Origin of the sequence: Stenotrophomonas sp. HMSC10F07, from assembly GCF_001807895.1 — a bacterium.
Taxonomy (GTDB): Bacteria; Pseudomonadota; Gammaproteobacteria; order Xanthomonadales; family Xanthomonadaceae; genus Stenotrophomonas; species Stenotrophomonas sepilia.
In genome coordinates, this window is the sequence record NZ_KV791318.1 from 28466 (window position 1) to 46650 (window position 18185).

19 protein-coding genes are annotated in these 18185 nt (G+C 68.5%); 14 read left to right on the plus strand and 5 right to left on the minus strand.

Features of this window, described 5'->3' with window-relative positions:
* The first annotated feature begins 51 nt into the window (after window positions 1–51).
* The 8 genes from HMPREF3114_RS00870 (at window position 52) to HMPREF3114_RS00905 (ending at window position 8602) form a co-directional block, all read left to right on the plus strand.
* Window positions 52–798, plus strand: coding sequence for an N-acetylmuramoyl-L-alanine amidase (locus tag HMPREF3114_RS00870; protein WP_070488776.1), 747 nt, complete (start codon window positions 52–54; stop codon window positions 796–798).
* Between the two features lie 67 nt (window positions 799–865).
* Window positions 866–2032 (plus strand): murein transglycosylase A, encoded by a 1167-nt coding sequence (locus HMPREF3114_RS00875; protein WP_070488787.1) that lies wholly within the window; start codon window positions 866–868, stop codon window positions 2030–2032.
* Window positions 2033–2139: 107 nt separating this feature from the next.
* A complete protein-coding gene (locus HMPREF3114_RS00880; protein ID WP_053497806.1) occupies window positions 2140–2454 on the plus strand; it encodes a hypothetical protein in 315 nt (104 codons plus the stop codon).
* A gap of 105 nt (window positions 2455–2559) precedes the next feature.
* Complete coding sequence (locus HMPREF3114_RS00885) at window positions 2560–4605, plus strand: TonB-dependent receptor (RefSeq protein WP_070488778.1); 2046 nt, start codon at window positions 2560–2562, stop codon at window positions 4603–4605.
* Between the two features lie 172 nt (window positions 4606–4777).
* Window positions 4778–5839 (plus strand): two-component system sensor histidine kinase NtrB, encoded by a 1062-nt coding sequence (locus HMPREF3114_RS00890; RefSeq protein WP_070488790.1) that lies wholly within the window; start codon window positions 4778–4780, stop codon window positions 5837–5839.
* A complete protein-coding gene (ntrC, locus tag HMPREF3114_RS00895; protein ID WP_053497802.1) occupies window positions 5832–7280 on the plus strand; it encodes a nitrogen regulation protein NR(I) in 1449 nt (482 codons plus the stop codon). Before HMPREF3114_RS00890 ends, ntrC begins: the two co-directional genes overlap by 8 nt.
* A 93-nt stretch (window positions 7281–7373) precedes the next feature.
* Entirely contained in the window at window positions 7374–7943 is a 570-nt protein-coding gene (locus HMPREF3114_RS00900; protein ID WP_053497800.1) for a superoxide dismutase family protein, read from the plus strand.
* A gap of 32 nt (window positions 7944–7975) precedes the next feature.
* Window positions 7976–8602 carry a superoxide dismutase family protein gene (locus tag HMPREF3114_RS00905; RefSeq protein ID WP_070488781.1) on the plus strand — a complete coding sequence of 209 codons (627 nt, stop codon included), beginning with the start codon at window positions 7976–7978 and terminating at the stop codon, window positions 8600–8602.
* Between the two features lie 137 nt (window positions 8603–8739).
* On the opposite strand, the gene HMPREF3114_RS00910 is transcribed toward HMPREF3114_RS00905, so the two are convergent.
* On the minus strand, window positions 8740–9627 hold the full coding sequence (locus HMPREF3114_RS00910) for a hypothetical protein (protein WP_070488784.1): 888 nt from the start codon (window positions 9625–9627) through the stop codon (window positions 8740–8742).
* Window positions 9628–9720: 93 nt separating this feature from the next.
* On the opposite strand from HMPREF3114_RS00910, the gene HMPREF3114_RS00915 reads away from it, so the two are divergent.
* A complete protein-coding gene (locus HMPREF3114_RS00915) occupies window positions 9721–11016 on the plus strand; it encodes an acetyl-CoA C-acetyltransferase (RefSeq protein ID WP_005420942.1) in 1296 nt (431 codons plus the stop codon).
* Window positions 11017–11167: 151 nt separating this feature from the next.
* Here HMPREF3114_RS00915 and HMPREF3114_RS00920 read toward each other — a convergent pair whose 3' ends face one another.
* The 3 genes from HMPREF3114_RS00920 to HMPREF3114_RS00930 all read right to left on the minus strand — a co-directional run bounded on the left by HMPREF3114_RS00920 (window position 11168) and on the right by HMPREF3114_RS00930 (window position 14362).
* On the minus strand, window positions 11168–12463 hold the full coding sequence (locus HMPREF3114_RS00920; protein WP_053497794.1) for a heme biosynthesis HemY N-terminal domain-containing protein: 1296 nt from the start codon (window positions 12461–12463) through the stop codon (window positions 11168–11170).
* Window positions 12464–12469: 6 nt separating this feature from the next.
* Window positions 12470–13447 (minus strand): uroporphyrinogen-III C-methyltransferase, encoded by a 978-nt coding sequence (locus tag HMPREF3114_RS00925; RefSeq protein ID WP_053497792.1) that lies wholly within the window; start codon window positions 13445–13447, stop codon window positions 12470–12472.
* Between the two features lie 105 nt (window positions 13448–13552).
* Window positions 13553–14362: a uroporphyrinogen-III synthase gene (locus tag HMPREF3114_RS00930; protein WP_053497791.1), complete on the minus strand. Its 810-nt coding sequence runs from the start codon at window positions 14360–14362 to the stop codon at window positions 13553–13555.
* A gap of 35 nt (window positions 14363–14397) precedes the next feature.
* Between HMPREF3114_RS00930 and HMPREF3114_RS00935 the strand changes: the two genes are divergently transcribed.
* From HMPREF3114_RS00935 to HMPREF3114_RS00955, 5 genes are all read left to right on the plus strand, one after another.
* Window positions 14398–14865, plus strand: coding sequence for a YiiD C-terminal domain-containing protein (locus HMPREF3114_RS00935; RefSeq protein WP_053497789.1), 468 nt, complete (start codon window positions 14398–14400; stop codon window positions 14863–14865).
* 32 nt (window positions 14866–14897) lie between these two features.
* Window positions 14898–15323: a hypothetical protein gene (locus HMPREF3114_RS00940; RefSeq protein ID WP_014035526.1), complete on the plus strand. Its 426-nt coding sequence runs from the start codon at window positions 14898–14900 to the stop codon at window positions 15321–15323.
* A gap of 57 nt (window positions 15324–15380) precedes the next feature.
* Window positions 15381–15818, plus strand: coding sequence for a rhodanese-like domain-containing protein (locus HMPREF3114_RS00945; RefSeq protein WP_053497787.1), 438 nt, complete (start codon window positions 15381–15383; stop codon window positions 15816–15818).
* 99 nt (window positions 15819–15917) lie between these two features.
* Window positions 15918–16436 carry a protein-export chaperone SecB gene (gene secB, locus HMPREF3114_RS00950; RefSeq protein WP_005407596.1) on the plus strand — a complete coding sequence of 173 codons (519 nt, stop codon included), beginning with the start codon at window positions 15918–15920 and terminating at the stop codon, window positions 16434–16436.
* Window positions 16437–16456: 20 nt separating this feature from the next.
* A complete protein-coding gene (locus HMPREF3114_RS00955) occupies window positions 16457–17482 on the plus strand; it encodes an NAD(P)H-dependent glycerol-3-phosphate dehydrogenase (protein ID WP_053497785.1) in 1026 nt (341 codons plus the stop codon).
* A gap of 123 nt (window positions 17483–17605) precedes the next feature.
* On the opposite strand, the gene HMPREF3114_RS00960 is transcribed toward HMPREF3114_RS00955, so the two are convergent.
* The gene (locus HMPREF3114_RS00960; protein WP_053497783.1) at window positions 17606–18061 is read right to left on the minus strand and encodes a YybH family protein; all 456 of its coding nucleotides are present in this window, start codon (window positions 18059–18061) and stop codon (window positions 17606–17608) included.
* Window positions 18062–18185 lie beyond the last annotated feature (124 nt).

Here is an 18185-nt window from a genome sequence, read left to right on the forward strand (position 1 = left end):
TCCGGGATCTCGCGACCGCAACTCTTCATCGCCTGTGGGTAGAATCACACCATGAGTCTCCCTCGCCTGCTGCTGTCCGCCCTCTCAGCGTTGGCCTTGGCGGCCTGCACCGCCACCGCGCCGGTGCAGCACAACCCGCTCGCCACCTGGGTGCCGTCACCCAACCAGAACGCGCGCACGCCGGTCATCATCGTCATCCACCACACCGAGCAGAAGTCGGTGCAGCAGAGCCTGCATACGCTGCGTACCGCCAACAGCGGTGGACCGGTCAGTGCACACTACCTGATCGGCGCCGATGGCCATCGCTACCAGCTCGTCGCCGATGAGCGCCGTGCCTGGCATGCCGGCGCCGGGCGCTGGGGCACCATCACTGATCTCAACTCGGCTTCGATCGGCATCGAGCTCGACAACGATGGCCGCAGCCCGTTCAGTGCGGCACAGATCGAATCGCTGATCGTGCTGCTGCGCGACCTCACCACGCGCCTGAACATCCCGCCGCGCCAGGTGATCGGCCATGCCGACCTGGCGCCGACGCGCAAGCAGGATCCGAACCGCTTCTTCCCATGGCAGCAGCTGGCCGAGGCCGGCTTCGGCGTGTGGCCGCGCGCGGCCGACGGCGCGGCACCGGAAGGATTCGACGCGTGGAATGCGCTGGCCCGCTTCGGTTATCCGCTCGACAACCGCGAAGCCACCGTCGCCGCCTTCCACCGCCGGTTCCGTGGCCGCGACGACCTGCCGAAGACGCTCGATGCCGAGGACGCCCGCATCCTGCATTCGTTGCTGCTGCAGATGCCGTGACCCCGCGCATGAACGCTTGACCCCGCGCTGGGTTGCCGCCCAGCGGCCGGCACTCCACCATGGCGGCATGATCGATTCCGCTACCTTCTTCAAGCGCACGCACTGGACCCTGTTGGCAGCGGTGGTGCTCGCAGGCTGTTCCACCACCGCTCCGCGCGCAGGCTCCGAAGCGCCCACGCCGACCTCGCCGCCGGCGGCCACCTACGCCAAGGTCGACTGGAAAGCCCTGCCCGCAGTCTCCGATGCTGATCTGCAGGCCGGCTTCGTGGCTTGGCGCAGCAGCTGCGCCCGCCTGAAGAACGACGCTGTCTGGGCCAAACCCTGCGCCACCGCCGCCGCGGTGTCAGACATGGACCCGGCCGCGATCCGCCAGTTCCTGCAGCGCGACCTCGATGCCTACGCGCTACGTGCCGGTGGCCATCAGGCCGACGGGCTGATTACCGGCTACTACGAGCCGATCTACCCCGGCAGTCTTACCCGTACCGATAAGGCCACGGTGCCGGTGTACGGCACGCCGGATGATCTGGTGGTGGTGCAGCTGGAGAGCCTCTACCCGGAACTGAAGGGCAAGCGCCTGCGCGGGCGCGTCGAAGGCAAAGTACTCAAGCCCTATGACGACGCCGGCACCATCGCGGCCAAGGGCGCCAAGGCGCCGGTGCTGGCCTGGCTGACCGACCCGATGGACCTGCAGCTGCTGCAGATCCAGGGGTCCGGCCGCGTGCGCCTGGCCGATGGCAAGCAGGTGCGGCTGGCCTACGCGGAACAGAACGGCCACCCCTACCGTGCGATCGGCCGTTGGCTGGTGGACCAGGGCCAGCTGAAGAAGGAAGACGTCACCATGGACGCCATCCGCGCCTGGGCACGGGCCAACCCCGCGCGCGTGCCGGAACTGCTGCGCAGCAATCCCAGCTACGTGTTCTTCGTGCGCACCCCGGACAGCCCGGAAGGCCCGCGCGGTTCACTGAATGTGCCGCTCACCGCCGGTTACAGCGTGGCAGTGGACCGCACCGTGGTGCCGCTGGGCAGCCTGCTGTGGCTGTCCACCACGCGCCCGGACGGCAGCCCGGTGGTGCGCCCGGTGGCCGCGCAGGACACCGGCGGCGCCATCGCCGGTGAAGTGCGCGCCGACCTGTACTGGGGCAGCGGCGACGCCGCCGGCAAGCTGGCCGGCGACATGAAGCAGAAGGGCAACATCTGGATGCTGTGGCCGAAGGGCGTGCCCCTGCCGAACTGAACCAGCAGGGGTCGGATCCCTTCCAAAGGAAAGGGCTCTGACCCCGGATGCCTGATAATGGCGCCATTCCGTACTTTCCGGCCGCGCCTGCGGCCAGGGCTCCTGCAATGACCTACGCAAAGCACAACGCAAAATCCGGCGCGAAATCCGCCGCAAAGAAGTACTACAAGCACTGGGCCGAATCGGGCCTGGGCAAGGGCAACGTGCTGATGGAGGCGCGCGGCGAGAAGATCGTGCGGCAGGTGGAAATCTACGGCACCAGGATGGTCTGGGCCGACGAGCATGCCCACAGCGACGACCGCTTCCTGCTGGCCGACCAGCCGGTGTCGTTCCTGGATTTCGACGAGGACGACGAAATCTCCGCGCGTGAATTCGAAGCCGCCTGGAAGAAGGCACGGGAAGCCACCGGCTACCCGGTGTAGTCCCTTCCGGCACCCGCCCTTTTAGCGCCGAGCCTTGCTCGACGCTGCAAAAGCGGGCACATGAAATGTTATATGATTACATTTCATCGCAACCGTCCCTTTCCCATGAAGACTCCCACCCTGGTGGCCGCCCTCGCGGCCGCACCGTTCGCCCCTGAAGCACTCGCACAGTCTGCCGACGCCGCGCTCACCCTCGGCAAGGTGCAGGTACATCAGCACGGCGAAGGCCAGCTCAGTGCGCACCAGGTGCTGACCTCGGTGGACGTCCTGGGTGCAGACCAGATTGAAAACCGCAACGTCTCGCACAGCTGGGAACTGCTCGGGCAGATGCCCGGCATCCAGCTCACCGAAACCCGGCAGGGTGCTGAATCGGGCAAGATCAGCTTCCGCGCCTTCAACGGTGAGGGCTACCTCAATGCCATCAAGACGCTGATCGATGGCATCCCCAGCAACGTCAACAGCGGCAACCAGCGCTTCATCGACATGCTGTTCCCGCTCGACATCAGCTACATCGAAGTAGTGCGCGGTACCAACGATCCGCGCTATGGCCTGCACAACATCGGCGGCAACGTGAACTTCGGTACGCGCCAGGGTGGCAGCTACACCGACGCGCGCCTGGCCTACGGCAGCTACAACACCCGCGATGCGCAGCTGGCAGTCGGCCGTGAAGCCAATGGCTTCGCCCAGAACTATTTCGTCGGCACCCAGGCCAGCGACGGCTACCGCGACCACGACACCTCGAAGAAATATTCGCTGGGCGGCAAGTGGTTCTATGGCTCGCTGGACGACGGCCTGCGCGTGGGCCTGACCGCGCGTGCGTACCACCACGAAGCCGACGAACCCGGCTTCATGACCGCCGACGAGCTGCGCACGCACCGCCGTGGCAGCGACCTGCGCAACGGCAACGATGGCGATGACCGCGACATGCGCCAGCTTGCCGCGCACCTGGACATGAAGCTGTCCGACGCAATCACCTTCGGCACGCGGCTGTACTACAACCGCTACGAAGACGACCGTCGCGTGACCTTCAGCGACCTGCCCACCGGCAACCTGCCGCGCCAGCGCCGCGTATGGGACGAGCGGCAGCATGGCCTGCTCAGCACGCTCACCTGGCAGGCCAGCCCCACGCTCACCGTCGAAGGTGGCCTGAACTACGAGCAGCAGGACAACGGCTACCTCCGCGAGCGCTACGCCTACGCCGAACCCACCGATTTCAACCAGCCACCGGCACGGGTGCAGAACAACGATCGCCACAGCTTCGACAACTGGGGCGCCTACGTGCAGGCCGTCTACCAGCCCGTCGAGGCCTGGAAGATCGTGCCGGCCTACCGCGTCGACCGTTTCAGTGGCCGCACCCACCTGATGAACGGCCTCAGCGGCCGCCTGCAGGACTACGGCAGCATCGGCCAGCCCAAGCTGAGCATCATCCACAGCCTGGGCCAGGCCACCCACGTCTACGCGAACTGGGGCCGCACCTTCCAGGTGCTCACCGGCTCCACGGCGCCGGCCTACCTCACCCCGGGGCAGGCGCCGATGCAGCCGTCCAACAACACCGGCATGGAGCTGGGCCTGAAGTTCCAGCCGTTTGCCGGCAGCCAGGCACGCCTGGCGGTGTGGCAGCAGGATGCAGAGAACGAGGTATCCAACATGCCGGCTACCGGTACGACGGTCACCCTGGGCAAGACCCGCCGGCGCGGCGTGGATGCGCAGCTGAGCATGCAGCTGGGCGACGACTGGACGGTGTGGGCGTCGCACGCCTACCAGGAAGCGAAGATCACCCGCGACGACCGCGATGCCAGCATTTCACTGCAGGGCCGCGAAGTGGCCGCCACCCCGCGCCATATCAGCAACCTGGGCGTGGATTACCGCGCCTGTGATGCGCTGCGGTTGGGCCTGCAGGCACGTGCACAGGGCGATTACTACCTGGAAGAGCGCAACGTGGCCGGCAAGTTCGGCGGCTTCGCCGTGCTCGACCTCAGCGCGGCCTACCAGCTCACCCCGCGTTTCAGCGTGGACCTGCAGCTGAAGAACGTGACCGGCCGCGAGTACGCCTACGCCTGGTACGACAGCTTCTTCTGGGACAGCGCCCGCCCGATGTTCTCGCCGGCACCGGGCCGCAGCGTGTTCGTCGGCCTCAACATGAAGCTGTAACCGGCCACGCATGGGGTCGTGGTCGAGCTTGCTCGACCTGCGGCAGGGGGTCAGAGCCCTTTCCAGGCGGAAAGGGATCCGACCCCGGACCCCGCAGCGCATGGGGTCAGATCCCTTTCCGCCTGGAAAGGGCTCTGACCCCGAACCCCGCGTTTTGCACTACATTGGTGCAATGTCCGACCCCGCCCCCCCGCCGTCCCTCGATGCCCTGGGCACGCCGCTGGCCTGGGCAGCGGCCGATGGCCGCATCATCGGCTGCAACCCGGCCTTCGGGCGCTGGCTGGGCGTCAGCGGTCGCCGCCTGCTGGGCCAGCCACTGGCCGCACTGGAAGTGCAGGGCGAAGCCCTGGCCCACTTCCTGGCACGCGATGAGCGCGACAGCCTGCGCCTGAACCGGCTGGCGCTGGCGGTGCCCGGCGAGGCGCCGCGCTTCGCCGAGGGCTGGATGAGCCGGCGCGACGATGGCGGCTGGTTGCTGGAGGCGCATCCGGTCGATGAATTCCCCGGGCTCGACCCGACCCAGGCCCTGCCCAGCGCGCTCAGTGCAGCGCTGAAGGGGCTGGCCCATGAGCTGCGCAACCCGCTGGCCGGGTTGAAGGGCGCGGCCCAGCTGCTGGCCCGCCGCGCGGCCCAGCGCGATGCCAGCGAACGCGAACTGATCGAGCTGATCGGCTCGGAGATCGAGCGCCTCAACGGCCTGCTCGACCAGCTGTTGTCGCCGGCCCCGGCCGCGCCGCATGCGGAACTGAATATCCATGCCGCGCTCGAGCGCGTGCTGCGCCTGGCCGAGAACGAGGCCGGCTGGGCGGTGCGCCTGCAGCGCGACTACGACCCCAGCATTCCCGAATTCCACGGCGACGCCGACCGCCTCACCCAGGCGGTGTGGAACCTGGTGCGCAACGCGATCCAGGCCGGCGCCGGCAACATCACCCTGCGCACCCGCGTGGAGCATGGCGTGCGCATCGCCGAGCAGCTGCACACGCTGGCGTTGCGCCTGGAGATCGCCGACGACGGCCGTGGCGTGCCGGAGGAACTGGCCGAACACCTGTTCCTGCCGCTGGTCAGTGGCCGCGCCGAAGGCACTGGCCTGGGCCTGGCGCTGGCCCAGCAGGTGGCGCGCGAGCACCGCGGCACGCTGACCTACCGCTCGCGCCCGGGCCATACCGTGTTCACTCTGCTGCTGCCGATCGTCAGTGGCGCCGCCCCGGCCGAGGAGGCCCCGCGCGATGTCTGAGTCTTCTTCGTCCCCGCAGCGCATCTGGGTGGTCGATGACGATCGTGCCGTGCGCTTCGTGCTGTGCACCGCGCTGCGCGAGGCGGGCTACCAGGTTGTCGATTTCGACAGCGCTGCGGCTGCCCTGCAGGCCCTGGGCGAAGGCGCGCCGCCGGCGCTGCTGTTCACCGATGTGCGCATGCCTGGCGACGATGGCCTGGTGCTGTTGGACAAGCTCAAGGCCGCGCTGCCGCAGCTGCCGGTGGTGGTGATGTCGGCCTATACCGATGTCGCCAGCACGGCCGGTGCGTTCCGCGGTGGCGCGCATGAATTCCTGTCCAAGCCGTTCGATCTGGACGATGCGGTGGCACTGGCGCAGCGGGTGTTGCCGGCCGTTGCACCGGCACTCGCGGCACCCACACCTGCGGCGGAAGCGCATAGCGACCAGCCGCCGCAACTGGTGGGTGATACGCCGCCGATGCGCGCGCTGTTCCGCGCCATTGGTCGCCTGGCGCAGGCACCGCTGGCGGTGCTGATCACCGGCGAGACCGGCACCGGCAAGGAGCTGGTGGCCAACGCGCTGCATCGCGAATCACCGCGCGCGCTGGGTCCGTTCGTCGCGCTCAATACCGCTGCAATCCCGTCCGAGCTGCTGGAAAGCGAGTTGTTCGGCCACGAGGCCGGTGCCTTCACCGGTGCGCAGCGCCGCCACATCGGCCGCTTCGAGCAGGCCAACGGTGGCACGCTGTTTCTGGATGAGATCGGCGACATGCCGTTGCCGCTGCAGACCCGCCTGCTGCGTGTGCTGGCGCAGGGTGAGTTCTTCCGCGTCGGTGGCCGCGAGCTGATCCGCGTCGACGTGCGCGTGGTGGCCGCCACCCACCAGGATCTGGAGGGACTGGTCGCGCACGGGAAGTTCCGCGCAGATCTGCTGCACCGCCTGGACGTGGTGCGCCTGCAGCTGCCGCCACTGCGCGAGCGCCGCGAGGACATCGCGCAATTGGCCAGCACCTTCCTGGCTGCCGCCGCACGCAAGCTGGATACGCCGCCGAAGCGCCTGACCGCCGCGGCCCTGCAGGCGCTGCGCGAGCACGACTGGCCGGGCAATGTGCGCGAGCTGGAAAACGTGTGCTGGCGGATGGCCGCGCTGGCCGCCGCCGACACCATCGGCGTGGCCGATGTCGATACCGCGCTGAACCGCGCGCGCGGGCGCCGCAGCAGTACCAGCGCAGCCGATCCGGGGCAGTGGGAAGCGCTGCTGGCCGAATGGGCGCGCCGTCAGCTGGCCGAAGGCGTGGAAGGGCTGCACGCGCAGGTGCGCGAGCGGGTCGACCATGCCCTGCTGGAGGCCGCGCTGCAGATCACCCACGGCCGCCGCGCCGAAGCCGCTGCCCGTCTCGGCCTCGGCCGCAATACCCTTACCCGCAAGCTGGGCGCCGGGCGCCGTCGCGGGGGCCATTGAACGGTCCCTGCACGCGATCCTCGCACCGGCTTGCCGAACCGTTGATCGTTCATGGACGATGCAATGCTTAGTGTCACCTGCAAGGAGTCTTCGATGCGTCTGCCCTTTGCCATCCTGCCGTTGTCCGCCGCCGTGCTGCTGTCTGCCTGTGGCAGTGCGCCGAAGAAGGCCGAACCCACGCCGCCACCGCCGACCGTGGTCAGTGCTGCGAAGCAGGGCGAGGCCAATCTCGCACCGGCCTCGGCCAGCATCGTCAGTGGCCGCATCGCGCTGATGGTGGAGCCCGGTGGCATCCACATCACCGGCCTGGTCGGTGGCCTGCAGCCGATGCAGCAGGCCGGCTTCCACATCCATGAGCGCGGCGACTGCAGTGCGGTGGATGCCAGCAGTGCCGGCAATCACTTCAATCCCGGTGGTGCTGCGCATGGCCGCGCCGGCACCGGCAAGCACCACCTGGGCGACATGGACAATCTGCGTGCCGATGCCCAGGGCCGCGCCAACGTCGATATCCACCTCAAGGGGGTTACCCTTGGCGGAGGCGCCGCCACCGATATCGCCGGACGCGCACTGGTCGTGCATGCCAACGCCGACGACTATCGCAGCCAGCCCGCCGGCAATGCCGGCGTCCGCATCGCCTGTGGCGTGATCCGGGTCGTCCGCTGATCACTGCAGGCATCATCGAGGGAGAGATTCCAATGCGTCTGATCCACACTTCGCTGTTTGCGGCCATCGCCGCGCTGGGCCTGGCGGCCTGCAACCAGCAGCCCGCCGCGCCGCAGACTGAAACCCCGCCGGCCGCGCCGGCTGACGGCGCCACCACCGAACCGGCTGCAGCGCCGGCACCGGCGGCTGCACCGACGGGCGATGCTTCGGCAACGGCCGAACTGGCACCGACCCAGGGCAACGAGGCCAAGGGCAGCGTCACCTTCAAGGTGGTTGATGGCAAGGTCCACGTGACCGGCCAGATCACCGGCCTGAAACCGGGCAGCGAACATGGCTTCCACATCCACGAGAAGGGCGACTGCAGCGCACCGGACGGCATGAGCGCCGGCGGCCACTTCAACCCGGGCAAGCAGGATCACGGCAACGTCGCCACCGATCCGCACCACGGCGGCGACATGCCCAACATCAAGGCCGACGACAAGGGCGTGGCCACCATCGACGGCCCGGTGTCGAGCAACGTCAACATCGGCAAGGGTGATGACTTCGACATCATCGGCCGCGGCCTGATCGTCCACGCCGATGCGGACGACTACAAGACCCAGCCGACCGGCAATGCCGGCGCGCGCCTGGCCTGTGCGGTGATCCAGAAGGCCCCGTAAGAAACAAAGAACGCCGGCACAAGCCGGCGTTTTTCTTTGCATCGCTTTCTGTAGAGCCGAGCCCACGCTCGGCTGCTCTTCCGGCGGCCTGAGCCGAGCATGGGCTCGGCGCTACAACACGCGGCGGCCGCTTCCTGTCAGCGCGCCAGCAGCTCGCGCGCGTCCTGCCCGGCTTCGCAGTGCACGAACAGTACCGGCACGCCATGTGCTTCCAGCACCGCGGCCATCTGTCGCTGGCGCATCAGGAACTGCTCGTAGATGCCCTTCAGGCGATCGCAGTCGTTCTTGCTGTGGCTGTAGTGCGCGCACCAACCGGCCGGGTCGAACAACGCCATGCGTGCTTCGCCATGCGTATAGCGCAGCAGCGGCTCGGGCGCGGCATTGAGCCACTCGTCCTCGCCCGGCGCCATGATCGCGGTCTCGATCAGCGGCCACAGTGCGGCCAGGCCCTGGTTGTCGTACTGCATCGACATCATCGCGGCCAGGTCGTTCACGGTGAAATAGCGCGCGTGCTCGATGCGGGCACCGAAGGTGTTCTGCGCCATCAGCGCGGTGTCGGCGTGCGCCATGCCGTTGGCCAGCAAGGTTTCTTCCAGCGCATCGGCGACCGCGCTGGTGGTGGCCACGTCGTTGCCGGTCAGCAGGAACGGCACCACGCGCAGGCCACCGCCCACCAGCGCGGCATCGGCCTGGAACGGCAGTGGCACGTCACCTTCCGCATCGGTACCGAAGGCCAGCAGGCGCGGGCCCTGGTTGCGGCCCGGGGCACGCATCTGCAGTTCTTCCAGGCGGCGATGGATCGGCCAGCCCGGACGCAGCACTTCGGCCGGGTCGAAATGCGCGGCGGCGAACACCAGGTCCAGCTCGGCCACCTGTGGCACCAGCTTGGCCAGGTCACGGCCGACGCGTTCGGCCAGTTCACCGGCCTGTTCAGCGCTGAGCACCGCCTGGCGGGGGATTTCGCCGCCGGCCAGTTCCAGGGCCAGCACGCCAAGGGCATTCATCGCGGGGTCGGGTTTGCTCATGGTTCCACGGTTGGCCCATCACAGGGCGGCAGCTACACTTGGCTCCATTATGCCTGCTCCGTCGTGCAGGCCATGTTGCAGACACCCTCATCCATGCCAGGTATCTCCATGCCCAACGCTCGTCCCGTCGCCATCCTCGGTGGCGTCCGCATTCCGTTCTGCCGCCAGAACACCGCGTATTCGGATGTCGGCAACCTCGGCATGTCGGTCCGTACGCTGGGTGCGCTTGTCGAACGGTTCGGCCTGCATGGTCAGCAGCTGGGTGAAGTGGCGATGGGTGCAGTGATCAAGCACTCCAGCGACTGGAACCTGGGCCGCGAAGCCACGCTGTCGTCCGGCCTGTCGCCGCTGACCCCGGGCATCACCCTGCAGCGTGCCTGCGGTACCTCGCTGGACAGCATCATCACCGTGGCCAACAAGATCGCGCTGGGCCAGATCGAATCGGGCATCGGCGGTGGTTCGGACACCACCTCCGACGTGCCGATCGTCTACGGCAAGAAACTGCGTGCACGCCTGCTGGCGGCCAACCGCGCCAAGAGCACCGGCGACAAGATCCGTGCGCTCACCGCCGGCTTCAAGTTCTCCGAGCTCAAGCCCGAGTTCCCGGGCGTGGCCGAGCCGCGCACCGGCAAGAGCATGGGCGACCACTGCGAGGACATGGCGAAGGAGTGGAACATCTCGCGCGACTCGCAGGATGAGTGGGCGGTGTCGTCGCACAAGAAGCTGGCCGCCGCCTACGAGCGTGGCTTCTTCAACGACCTGATCGCACCGTTCCGTGGCGTCGAGCGCGACAACATCCTGCGCCCGGACACCTCGCTGGAAAAGCTGGCCACGCTGAAGCCGGCGTTCGACAAGGTTTCCGGGCGTGGCACGCTCACCGCCGCCAACTCCACCCCGCTGACCGACGGTGCCGCTGCAGTGCTGCTGGCCAGCGAAGAGTGGGCACGCGCGCATGGCCATGAACCCCAGGCTTACCTGCGTGACGCGCACGTGGCCGCGGTGGACTTCGTGCACGGCGAAGGCCTGCTCATGGCACCGACCATCGCGGTGCCGGAGATGCTCAAGCGCAACGGCCTGACCCTGCAGGACTTCGACATCTACGAGATCCACGAAGCCTTTGCCGCGCAGGTGTTGTGCACCCTGCGTGCGTGGGAGAGCGAGGACTACTGCCGCAACCGCCTGGGCCTGGACGCGCCGCTGGGCCGCATCGACCCGGACAAGATCAACCTGCTGGGCTCGTCGCTGGCCACCGGCCACCCGTTCGCCGCTACCGGCGCACGCGTGATCGCCACGGCAGCCAAGCAGCTGGCCGAACGCGGCGGTGGCCGTGCGCTGGTGTCGATCTGCACCGCCGGCGGCATGGGCGTGGTGGCGATCGTCGAACGCTGATCGCTGCGACTACCGGGTTCCACATATGAAAACGCCGCCCAATGGGCGGCGTTTTCGTTGTTGCTCGGACTGTTGCTCTGGTGGGTGCCAAGCTTGCTTGGCACGGTGCCAAATTCACCGGTGAATGCCGGCCAGCGGCCGGCACTACCCATCAGGGCAACCGCGGGTTGCCGAACTCGTCGCGCTCTTCGTTGGCGTCATACACCGGCGGCTGTGCAACGATGGGCTGCTCCTCCACCGTGGCGCGCAGCGGCGTCTCGGTGCCACGCACCAGTTCCACGCTGTCCTCGCCGCGCTGCAGGCGCAGCGCATTGGCCAGGCACTGCGCGGCCAGCGCGTGTTCGCCACGCTGGGCAAACAGCTCACCCAGCGCTTCCCACGCCGGTGCCCCGGCGCCAGCGGCAATGGCCTCGTGCAGGAACGCATCGGCGGCATCCCATTGCTGCTGGGCCAGGGCCACGCGGCCCTGTGCCAGGCGCAGGGCGGCCGAGTCATCGTGCACGTTGCGCCAGCGTGCCAGATTGGCCTGGCGGGTGGCCAGGCGCTCGGCGGGCAGGCGGCCATACAGCGCCACCAGATCGTCATTCCAACGCTGGTCCAGTGCCTGTTCCAGCGCCAGCAGCGCCGGCTCATCCCAGTCCAGCGCCACCGCACGGCTGGCATAGGCGCCCACCACGTCCGGGGTGGGGCGCAGCGCCTTCGGGGTGGCCTCCCACTGTGCGGCCAGCGCGTTGACGTCGGCCGCTTCCAGCAGCGCCTGTGCGGCCAGGCGTGCCTCCAGTTCGCTGTTCGCGTCGGCCGGCAGCACCTTGCTCTGGCGCAGCGCACCCAGCTGGCCATACGCTTCGTGGGCGCGGCCGGCCTGTGCCAGCGCTTCGGTACGCAGCCACAGGCCGCGTGGTGGCAGCGGCTGGATCGCCGCTACGTCCAGCGCGTTGATCGCATCGACCGGCAGATCGCGCGCCAGCAGCTGTTCGGCGCGCAGCAGTGCCTGCAGGGTGGCGTCACTTTCACCCAGGCGCTGCAGCAGCGCGTCTCCGGCGGGGCCGTCGGCCCGTGCCTGCGCGCTGCGCACGGCAGTGGCCAGTGCCACCGCGCTCACTTCCGGGTCCCTGGCGGCGCCGTCCAGCAGCTTCTCCGCACGCTGCCACTGGCCATGCTCGTAGGCCTGCAGGCCGTCGATCAGGCGCACCCGGCCCTGCTTGCGGCGGTAGCGGCCCCAGGCACGGAACGGTGCAGCGATCAGGCTCCACAGCAGCCACAGCACCAGCACCGTGATCACTGCCAGCAGCGCTACCTTCGGCAGGTTGCTGTGATAGTCGTAGCCGCCGTAGCGCAGGGTCACTTCGCCGAAGCGGTTCAGGTCATCGGCGCCGAGCCATTGCGCGGCGACCACGCCGATGGCCACGGCCAGCAACAGCACGACCAGGGATTGCAGGGGTTTCATGCGGGCTTACCTCCGGTCGGTCTGGGTGCGCAGTTGTTGCAGGGTGCTGCCAAGAACAGCGTCGCTGGCCTGCAGCGGAAGTTCGCGCAGGGCCTTCAGTTCAGCACGTTGTGCGCGCAGGGCCGGTGAATCCGGCCAGCGCCGCTGTGCCCAGTGCTCCACGCGGTCCAATGCGGTGTTTCGGCCCGGGCGGTCGCCGCGCTCGATCGCGGCACGCGCCAACGTCAGTTCCAGCTGCAGGGCATCGTCGGCGTTGCGCTGTTCGGCGGCAGTCAGTGGGCCGTTCTGGCGGCTCGGGGTGATGTCCACGAACGGTGCCAGCGTGGCCTGCCACCACGGCTTGGCGGTGCTGCTGCCGGTCGTGCCGGTGATCTGCGAGGGCAGGCCCTGCAACGCCCGGGCCACAGCATCCAGGCGCTGCAGCGACTGCACGCGCGGGCCACTGCCGAGCGCATCCAGTGCCTCGCGCTCCTGCACCAGCGCCTGGCGCAGGTTCAGGCCGTCGGCGTCGGGCAGATCGGCCAGCGCGGTGGCGGCCTGTGCATACAGGCGGCGTGCGCCGTCCACGTCGTCGGCGTAGTTCAGACGCTGCGCAGCCTGGGTCAGCAGCAGCTCGGCCTCGTCGCGCTGCACCGCCTGGCGGCCCTGGTTGGCGCTGTCGGCCAGCTTGGCCAGGTTCTCTTCCAGCAAAGCGCTGCGCTGCGAGAGTCCCAGCATCTCGTCGCGCAGCACGCGGTTGGTGGTCGCCGCGTCCTGCAGGCGCTGGCTGGTCGCACGCTGGTCGCGGCGCAGCGCATCCAGCGTGGCCTCCAGGCCCTTCAGCTGTACGGCCGTGGTCTGTGCCTGCGCTTCCTGTTCGCGCTGTTGCTGCTGCCAGACGTACCAGCCGGCATAACCGCCCGCGCCGAGCACGACCACGGCGGCCAGCGGCAGCAGCCAGCGCACGGGTCGACGGGGAGGGGGTGCGGGCGGCGTATCGTTCATCGGGCTTCCTTGTCGGCAACGGCGCCGGTCGGGGTGCCGGCAGGCTGCGTTGTGCACAGCATCACCGTTGCCGACGACAGCGGCAAGCGTGATCCACGTCCCTGTTCAGGTCGCTGCCGGGACGGTGAGCGTGGCGTGTGCGGCGGCCACCAGCTGCGCAGCGGTGGGGCCGGCGCTGCGTGTGATGCGCTGCAGGCCGAGCGCCTGCGCCTGTTCGCCGAGGCGGTCACTGGCAACCACCACGCGGGCAGACGCCCGCAGGCGCTGTTGCCCGGCCGGCGGAAGCTGTTGCCAGAAATGCTGCAGGGCTTCGCCACTGCTCACCGCCAGCACCCACGGCTGTGCTGAATGCGCCAATCGCGCCAGCGTTCGCGGGGGCAGTCGCAGCAGGCGACGCTGGTAGACATCGGCACGTTCGATCGTGGCGCCCGCCGCCTGCAGCTGCGCGGCAATCAGGCCACGCCCGCCGGGGGCGGTCACCAGGCCGATGCGCAGGCCCTGTACGTCGGCCAGCACCGGCAGCGCCAGCAGCCCCTCGCTGTCCATCCGCTGCGGCGCGTGCACCTCGGCGATGCCGTGTGCCTGCAATGCGCGCGCAGTGCCTTCGCCCACGGTCAGCCACGGGCTGCGCTGCACGTCGGCCAGCGGCAGCAGGGACGCGGCTGCGGCCACGGCGGCCGGGCTGGTGAACACCACCCGGTCGCAGTTCAGCGCGCGTTGCAGCTGGCGCACCACAGCCGTGCCATGCAGGCGCTGCAGGCGCCAGGGCGCCAGGGCCAGGACATTCCCGCCCAGCCCGGCAACGGCGCGGCGCAGCGCCACGTTCTGGCCCCGCGGGCGCAGCGAGATCAGGGTCCAGCGTGGGCCGGAACGGGTGGCGCCAGTGGGTATCGTATGGTCGACCATTGCCTGCATTATGCGGGCCCTTCGTTGTCGTGGTCGCTGCTCCGATGTCCGTTGATGCCCTGACTTCCTCGTTGGCCGCCCTGCAGGACGTGCTGGACTGCATGCCGGCGGTCCGCGCCATGCAGATCCAGCTCGACGGCTATGCCGATGGCGTGCTGCGCATCACCGCGCCGCTGGCGGCCAACGTCAATGACAAGGGCAACGCCTTCGGCGGCAGCCTGGCCTCGGTGCTGACCCTGTCCGGCTGGGCGCTGGTCAGCCTGCGCCTGCGCTTGGCCGGGCACGATGCCGAGGTCTATGTGGCCGACAGCAACCTGCGCTACCTGGCGCCGGTCTATGAGGATCTGCATGCCCGTGCCGAAGCCGCCGAAGCCACCGGCTGGGATGCCTTCCTGAACACCTTCCGGCAGCGCCGCAAGGCCCGCATCAGCATCATCGCCACCCAGCCCGGTGCCGATGGCAAGCCGGCCGCCGAATTCAGCGGTCGCTTCGTTGCCTTCGCCAAAGGGTAGGATGGCAGGCTGACGTTCCGGGGAAACCACTGATGCGCCGCCTCATCCAGTTCCTGATCTGTTCCCTGCTGCTGGCCAGCGCCGTGGCCTCGGCCGACGACCTCAGCCGCAAGCAGCGCAAGCTGCTGGAAGAGACCCAGATCGCCTACGGGGCGACCATCCGCTGGGGCAGCATGGACGATGCCATCGGCTACCTCGACCCCAAGCTGCGCAAGGAAAAGCCGCCCACCGAGTTCGAGCTCAACCGTTATGCGCAGCTGCGCGTGTCGTCCTATCGCGAGCGCAGCAGCGCCTCGCTGGACGGTGGCCTGGTCGAGCGCCGGGTCGAAATCGGGGTGATCAACCAGAACACCCAGGCCGAGCGCACCGTGGTCGTGGTCGAGCGCTGGCGCTGGGATCCGGAGGCCAAGCGCTGGTGGCAGACCGCCGGCCTGCCGGACCTGTGGAAGGGGCAGTGACGGGCCGCGTCCGGCTTGTGCGACAATCGGCGCCCGCTTAATCGACCCGTGACCTGAGTGAATTACGAAGAGTTGCTGGCCTTTGCAGGCCGAAACCCGATGCTGTCCGCGGCCCTGGTCGGCCTGACCGTGGCCATCATCGTCACCGAGATCCGCCGCCTGTTCCGGGGCTTCAAGGGCATCAAGCCCGCCGAACTGACCCAGCTGATGAACGCGGGCGGCACGGTGGTGGTCGACCTGTCGGCCAGCGGTGACTTCGAGAAGGGCCACATTGCCGGCAGCCGCAATGCCCAGGCCAGTGCCTTCGGCCCGGAAAACAAGCTGGTGGCCAATGCCAAGCAGTCGCCGGTGGTGCTGGTGTGCCGCAGCGGCAACGCTTCGGAAACCGCCGCCAAGGCGCTGAAGAAGGCCGGTTTCGAGAAGGTCTACGTGCTCGACGGCGGCATTCCCGCTTGGCAGCAGGCCGAGCTGCCGCTGGTCAAGGGCCGCAACTGATTGCCGCAGGTGGCGGATCCGGCCTTGTATGGGCCTGATGCCGCCCCCATCGCAGTAATTCGACCATCGTTTTCATTGCATTCATTGGAGTTACTGGAAATGTCCGAAGAGATCACCAACGGCGCCGCTGCGCCGGTCGATGCCGCTACCGGCCCCGCTTTCACCGTCGAGAAGATCTACGTCAAGGACGTCTCCTTCGAGTCGCCGAACGCACCGACCATCTTCAATGACCAGGTGCAGCCGGAGCTGCAGCTGAACCTGAACCAGCAGGTGCAGCGCCTGGGTGAGAACGCCTTCGAAGTCGTGCTGGCCGTGACCCTGACCTGCCAGGCCGGTGAGCGCACCGCCTACGTGGCCGAAGTGAAGCAGGCCGGCGTGTTCGGCCTGGTCGGCCTGGACCCGCAGTCGATCGACGTGCTGCTCGGCACCCAGTGCCCGAACATCCTGTTCCCGTACGTGCGCCAGCTGATCAGCGACCTGATCCAGGCCGGCGGCTTCCCGCCGTTCTTCCTGCAGCCGATCAACTTCGAAGGCCTGTACGCAGAAACCCTGCGCCAGCGCCAGGAGCAGGGCGACGCACCGTCGCTGGCTGACTCCGAGCCGGCCGGCAACGCCTGATTCCTGTCGCGACGTCACGGATGAGCACTCCCGCTGACAAGATCGCCGTGCTGGGCGCCGGTTCCTGGGGAACCGCCCTGGCCAGCCTGCTCGCACGGCACGGTCACCCGACCGTGCTGTGGGGGCGCGACGCGGCCGTGGTCGAGGCCATCGACCAGCGCCACGAGAACCCGCGCTACCTGCCGGGCATCCCGCTGCCGGACAGCCTGCGTGCCACCACCGATCTGGCGTCGGCGGTGCAGGGCGCGGCCTGGATCCTGGTGGTGACGCCGTCGCACGCGTTCGGCGAGACCGTGCGTGCGCTGGCGCCGCTGCGACCGGCCGGTGCCGGCGTGGCCTGGGCCACCAAGGGCTTCGAACCCGGTTCGGGCCGTTTCCTGCATGAAGTGGCGCGCGAAGTGCTGGGTGAGGATGTGCCGCTGGCCGTCGTCACCGGGCCGTCGTTCGCCAAGGAAGTCACCCAGGGCTTGCCGACCGCGATCACCGTGCACGGCGACGTGCCCGAGTTCGCGCAGGCGGTGGCCGAGGCGATGCATGGCCCGGCGTTCCGCGCCTACACCGGCGACGACATGGTCGGTGCCGAGCTGGGCGGCGCGATGAAGAACGTGCTGGCGGTGGCCACCGGCGTGGCCGATGGCATGCAGTTGGGCCTCAACGCCCGTGCCGGCCTGATCACCCGCGGCCTCAACGAAATGCTGCGCCTGGCCGCTGCGATCGGCGCCAAGCCGGAAACGCTGATGGGCCTGGCCGGCCTGGGCGATCTGGTGCTGACCTGCACCGGCGACCTGTCGCGCAACCGCCGCCTGGGCCTGGCCCTGGGCCGTGGCCAGACGCTGCAGGACGCTGTGCGCGAAATCGGCCAGGTGGTCGAGTCGGTGCAGACCGCCGACGAAGTGATGCGACAGGCGCGCCGTCATGGCATCGACCTGCCGATCTCCGACGGTGTGCGTGCCGTGCTGCATGGCGAGCAGACCCCCGAAGAAGGCTTGCGCGCACTGCTGGCGCGGGAACAGAAACCGGAATACCCGGACACGCTGTTCAAGTGAATCGAAAAACCCCGGCCACGCGCCGGGGTTTTTTTGTGCGCGGCCCATCCACGCATGGCGTGGATCTACTGCCGAACCCGCTTTTGGTAGCTGCCAACCTTGGTTGGCGCCCGGTGGCAGCAATCACCGCGCCCGTGGCGGCGCGCTGGTGTTGTCCATGTCCGAGAAGATCAACCACGGCCCATCGCCCACACGCTTCAGCGTCAGCGTGAACTTGCCGGTGTCCCCAACATTGTTGCCGTAGCGGTAGGCACCAATGATGTAGCCCGTGTTCCCTTCCACCGCATACGCCAAGGCACGCAACCGCAACGGACTGCCGCCCTGTCCGGCATATGCAGCCTCGATCGCAGTGCGCCCGCGCACGGGTGGCTGGTTGCTCTGCAGCACAAAGCCATCCTCGGCGAAGAGCGCAGCCAGTGCCCTGGCATCACCCCCGCGCCACGCCTGCTCGTAGTTGCGCAGCACACGGTCCAGCGGTGCGGGCAGGGCTGCGTCCGGGAGAGGCTGCGCAGGCTTCGCGTTTTCTGCATCGTGGGCAATTGCCGGCGATGCCAGCAGCAGGGCACTGCAGAAGATCATGGCGAGTCGTGTGCGGCGCATGCGTCCAGGCCCTGGCGATGATGGGAAGGCTTCAGACGCATCCTAGCGCGCCGCTGGTTAGAATCACGCGGCCGCCGATTCGGTGGATGCAGCGCAGATCAGA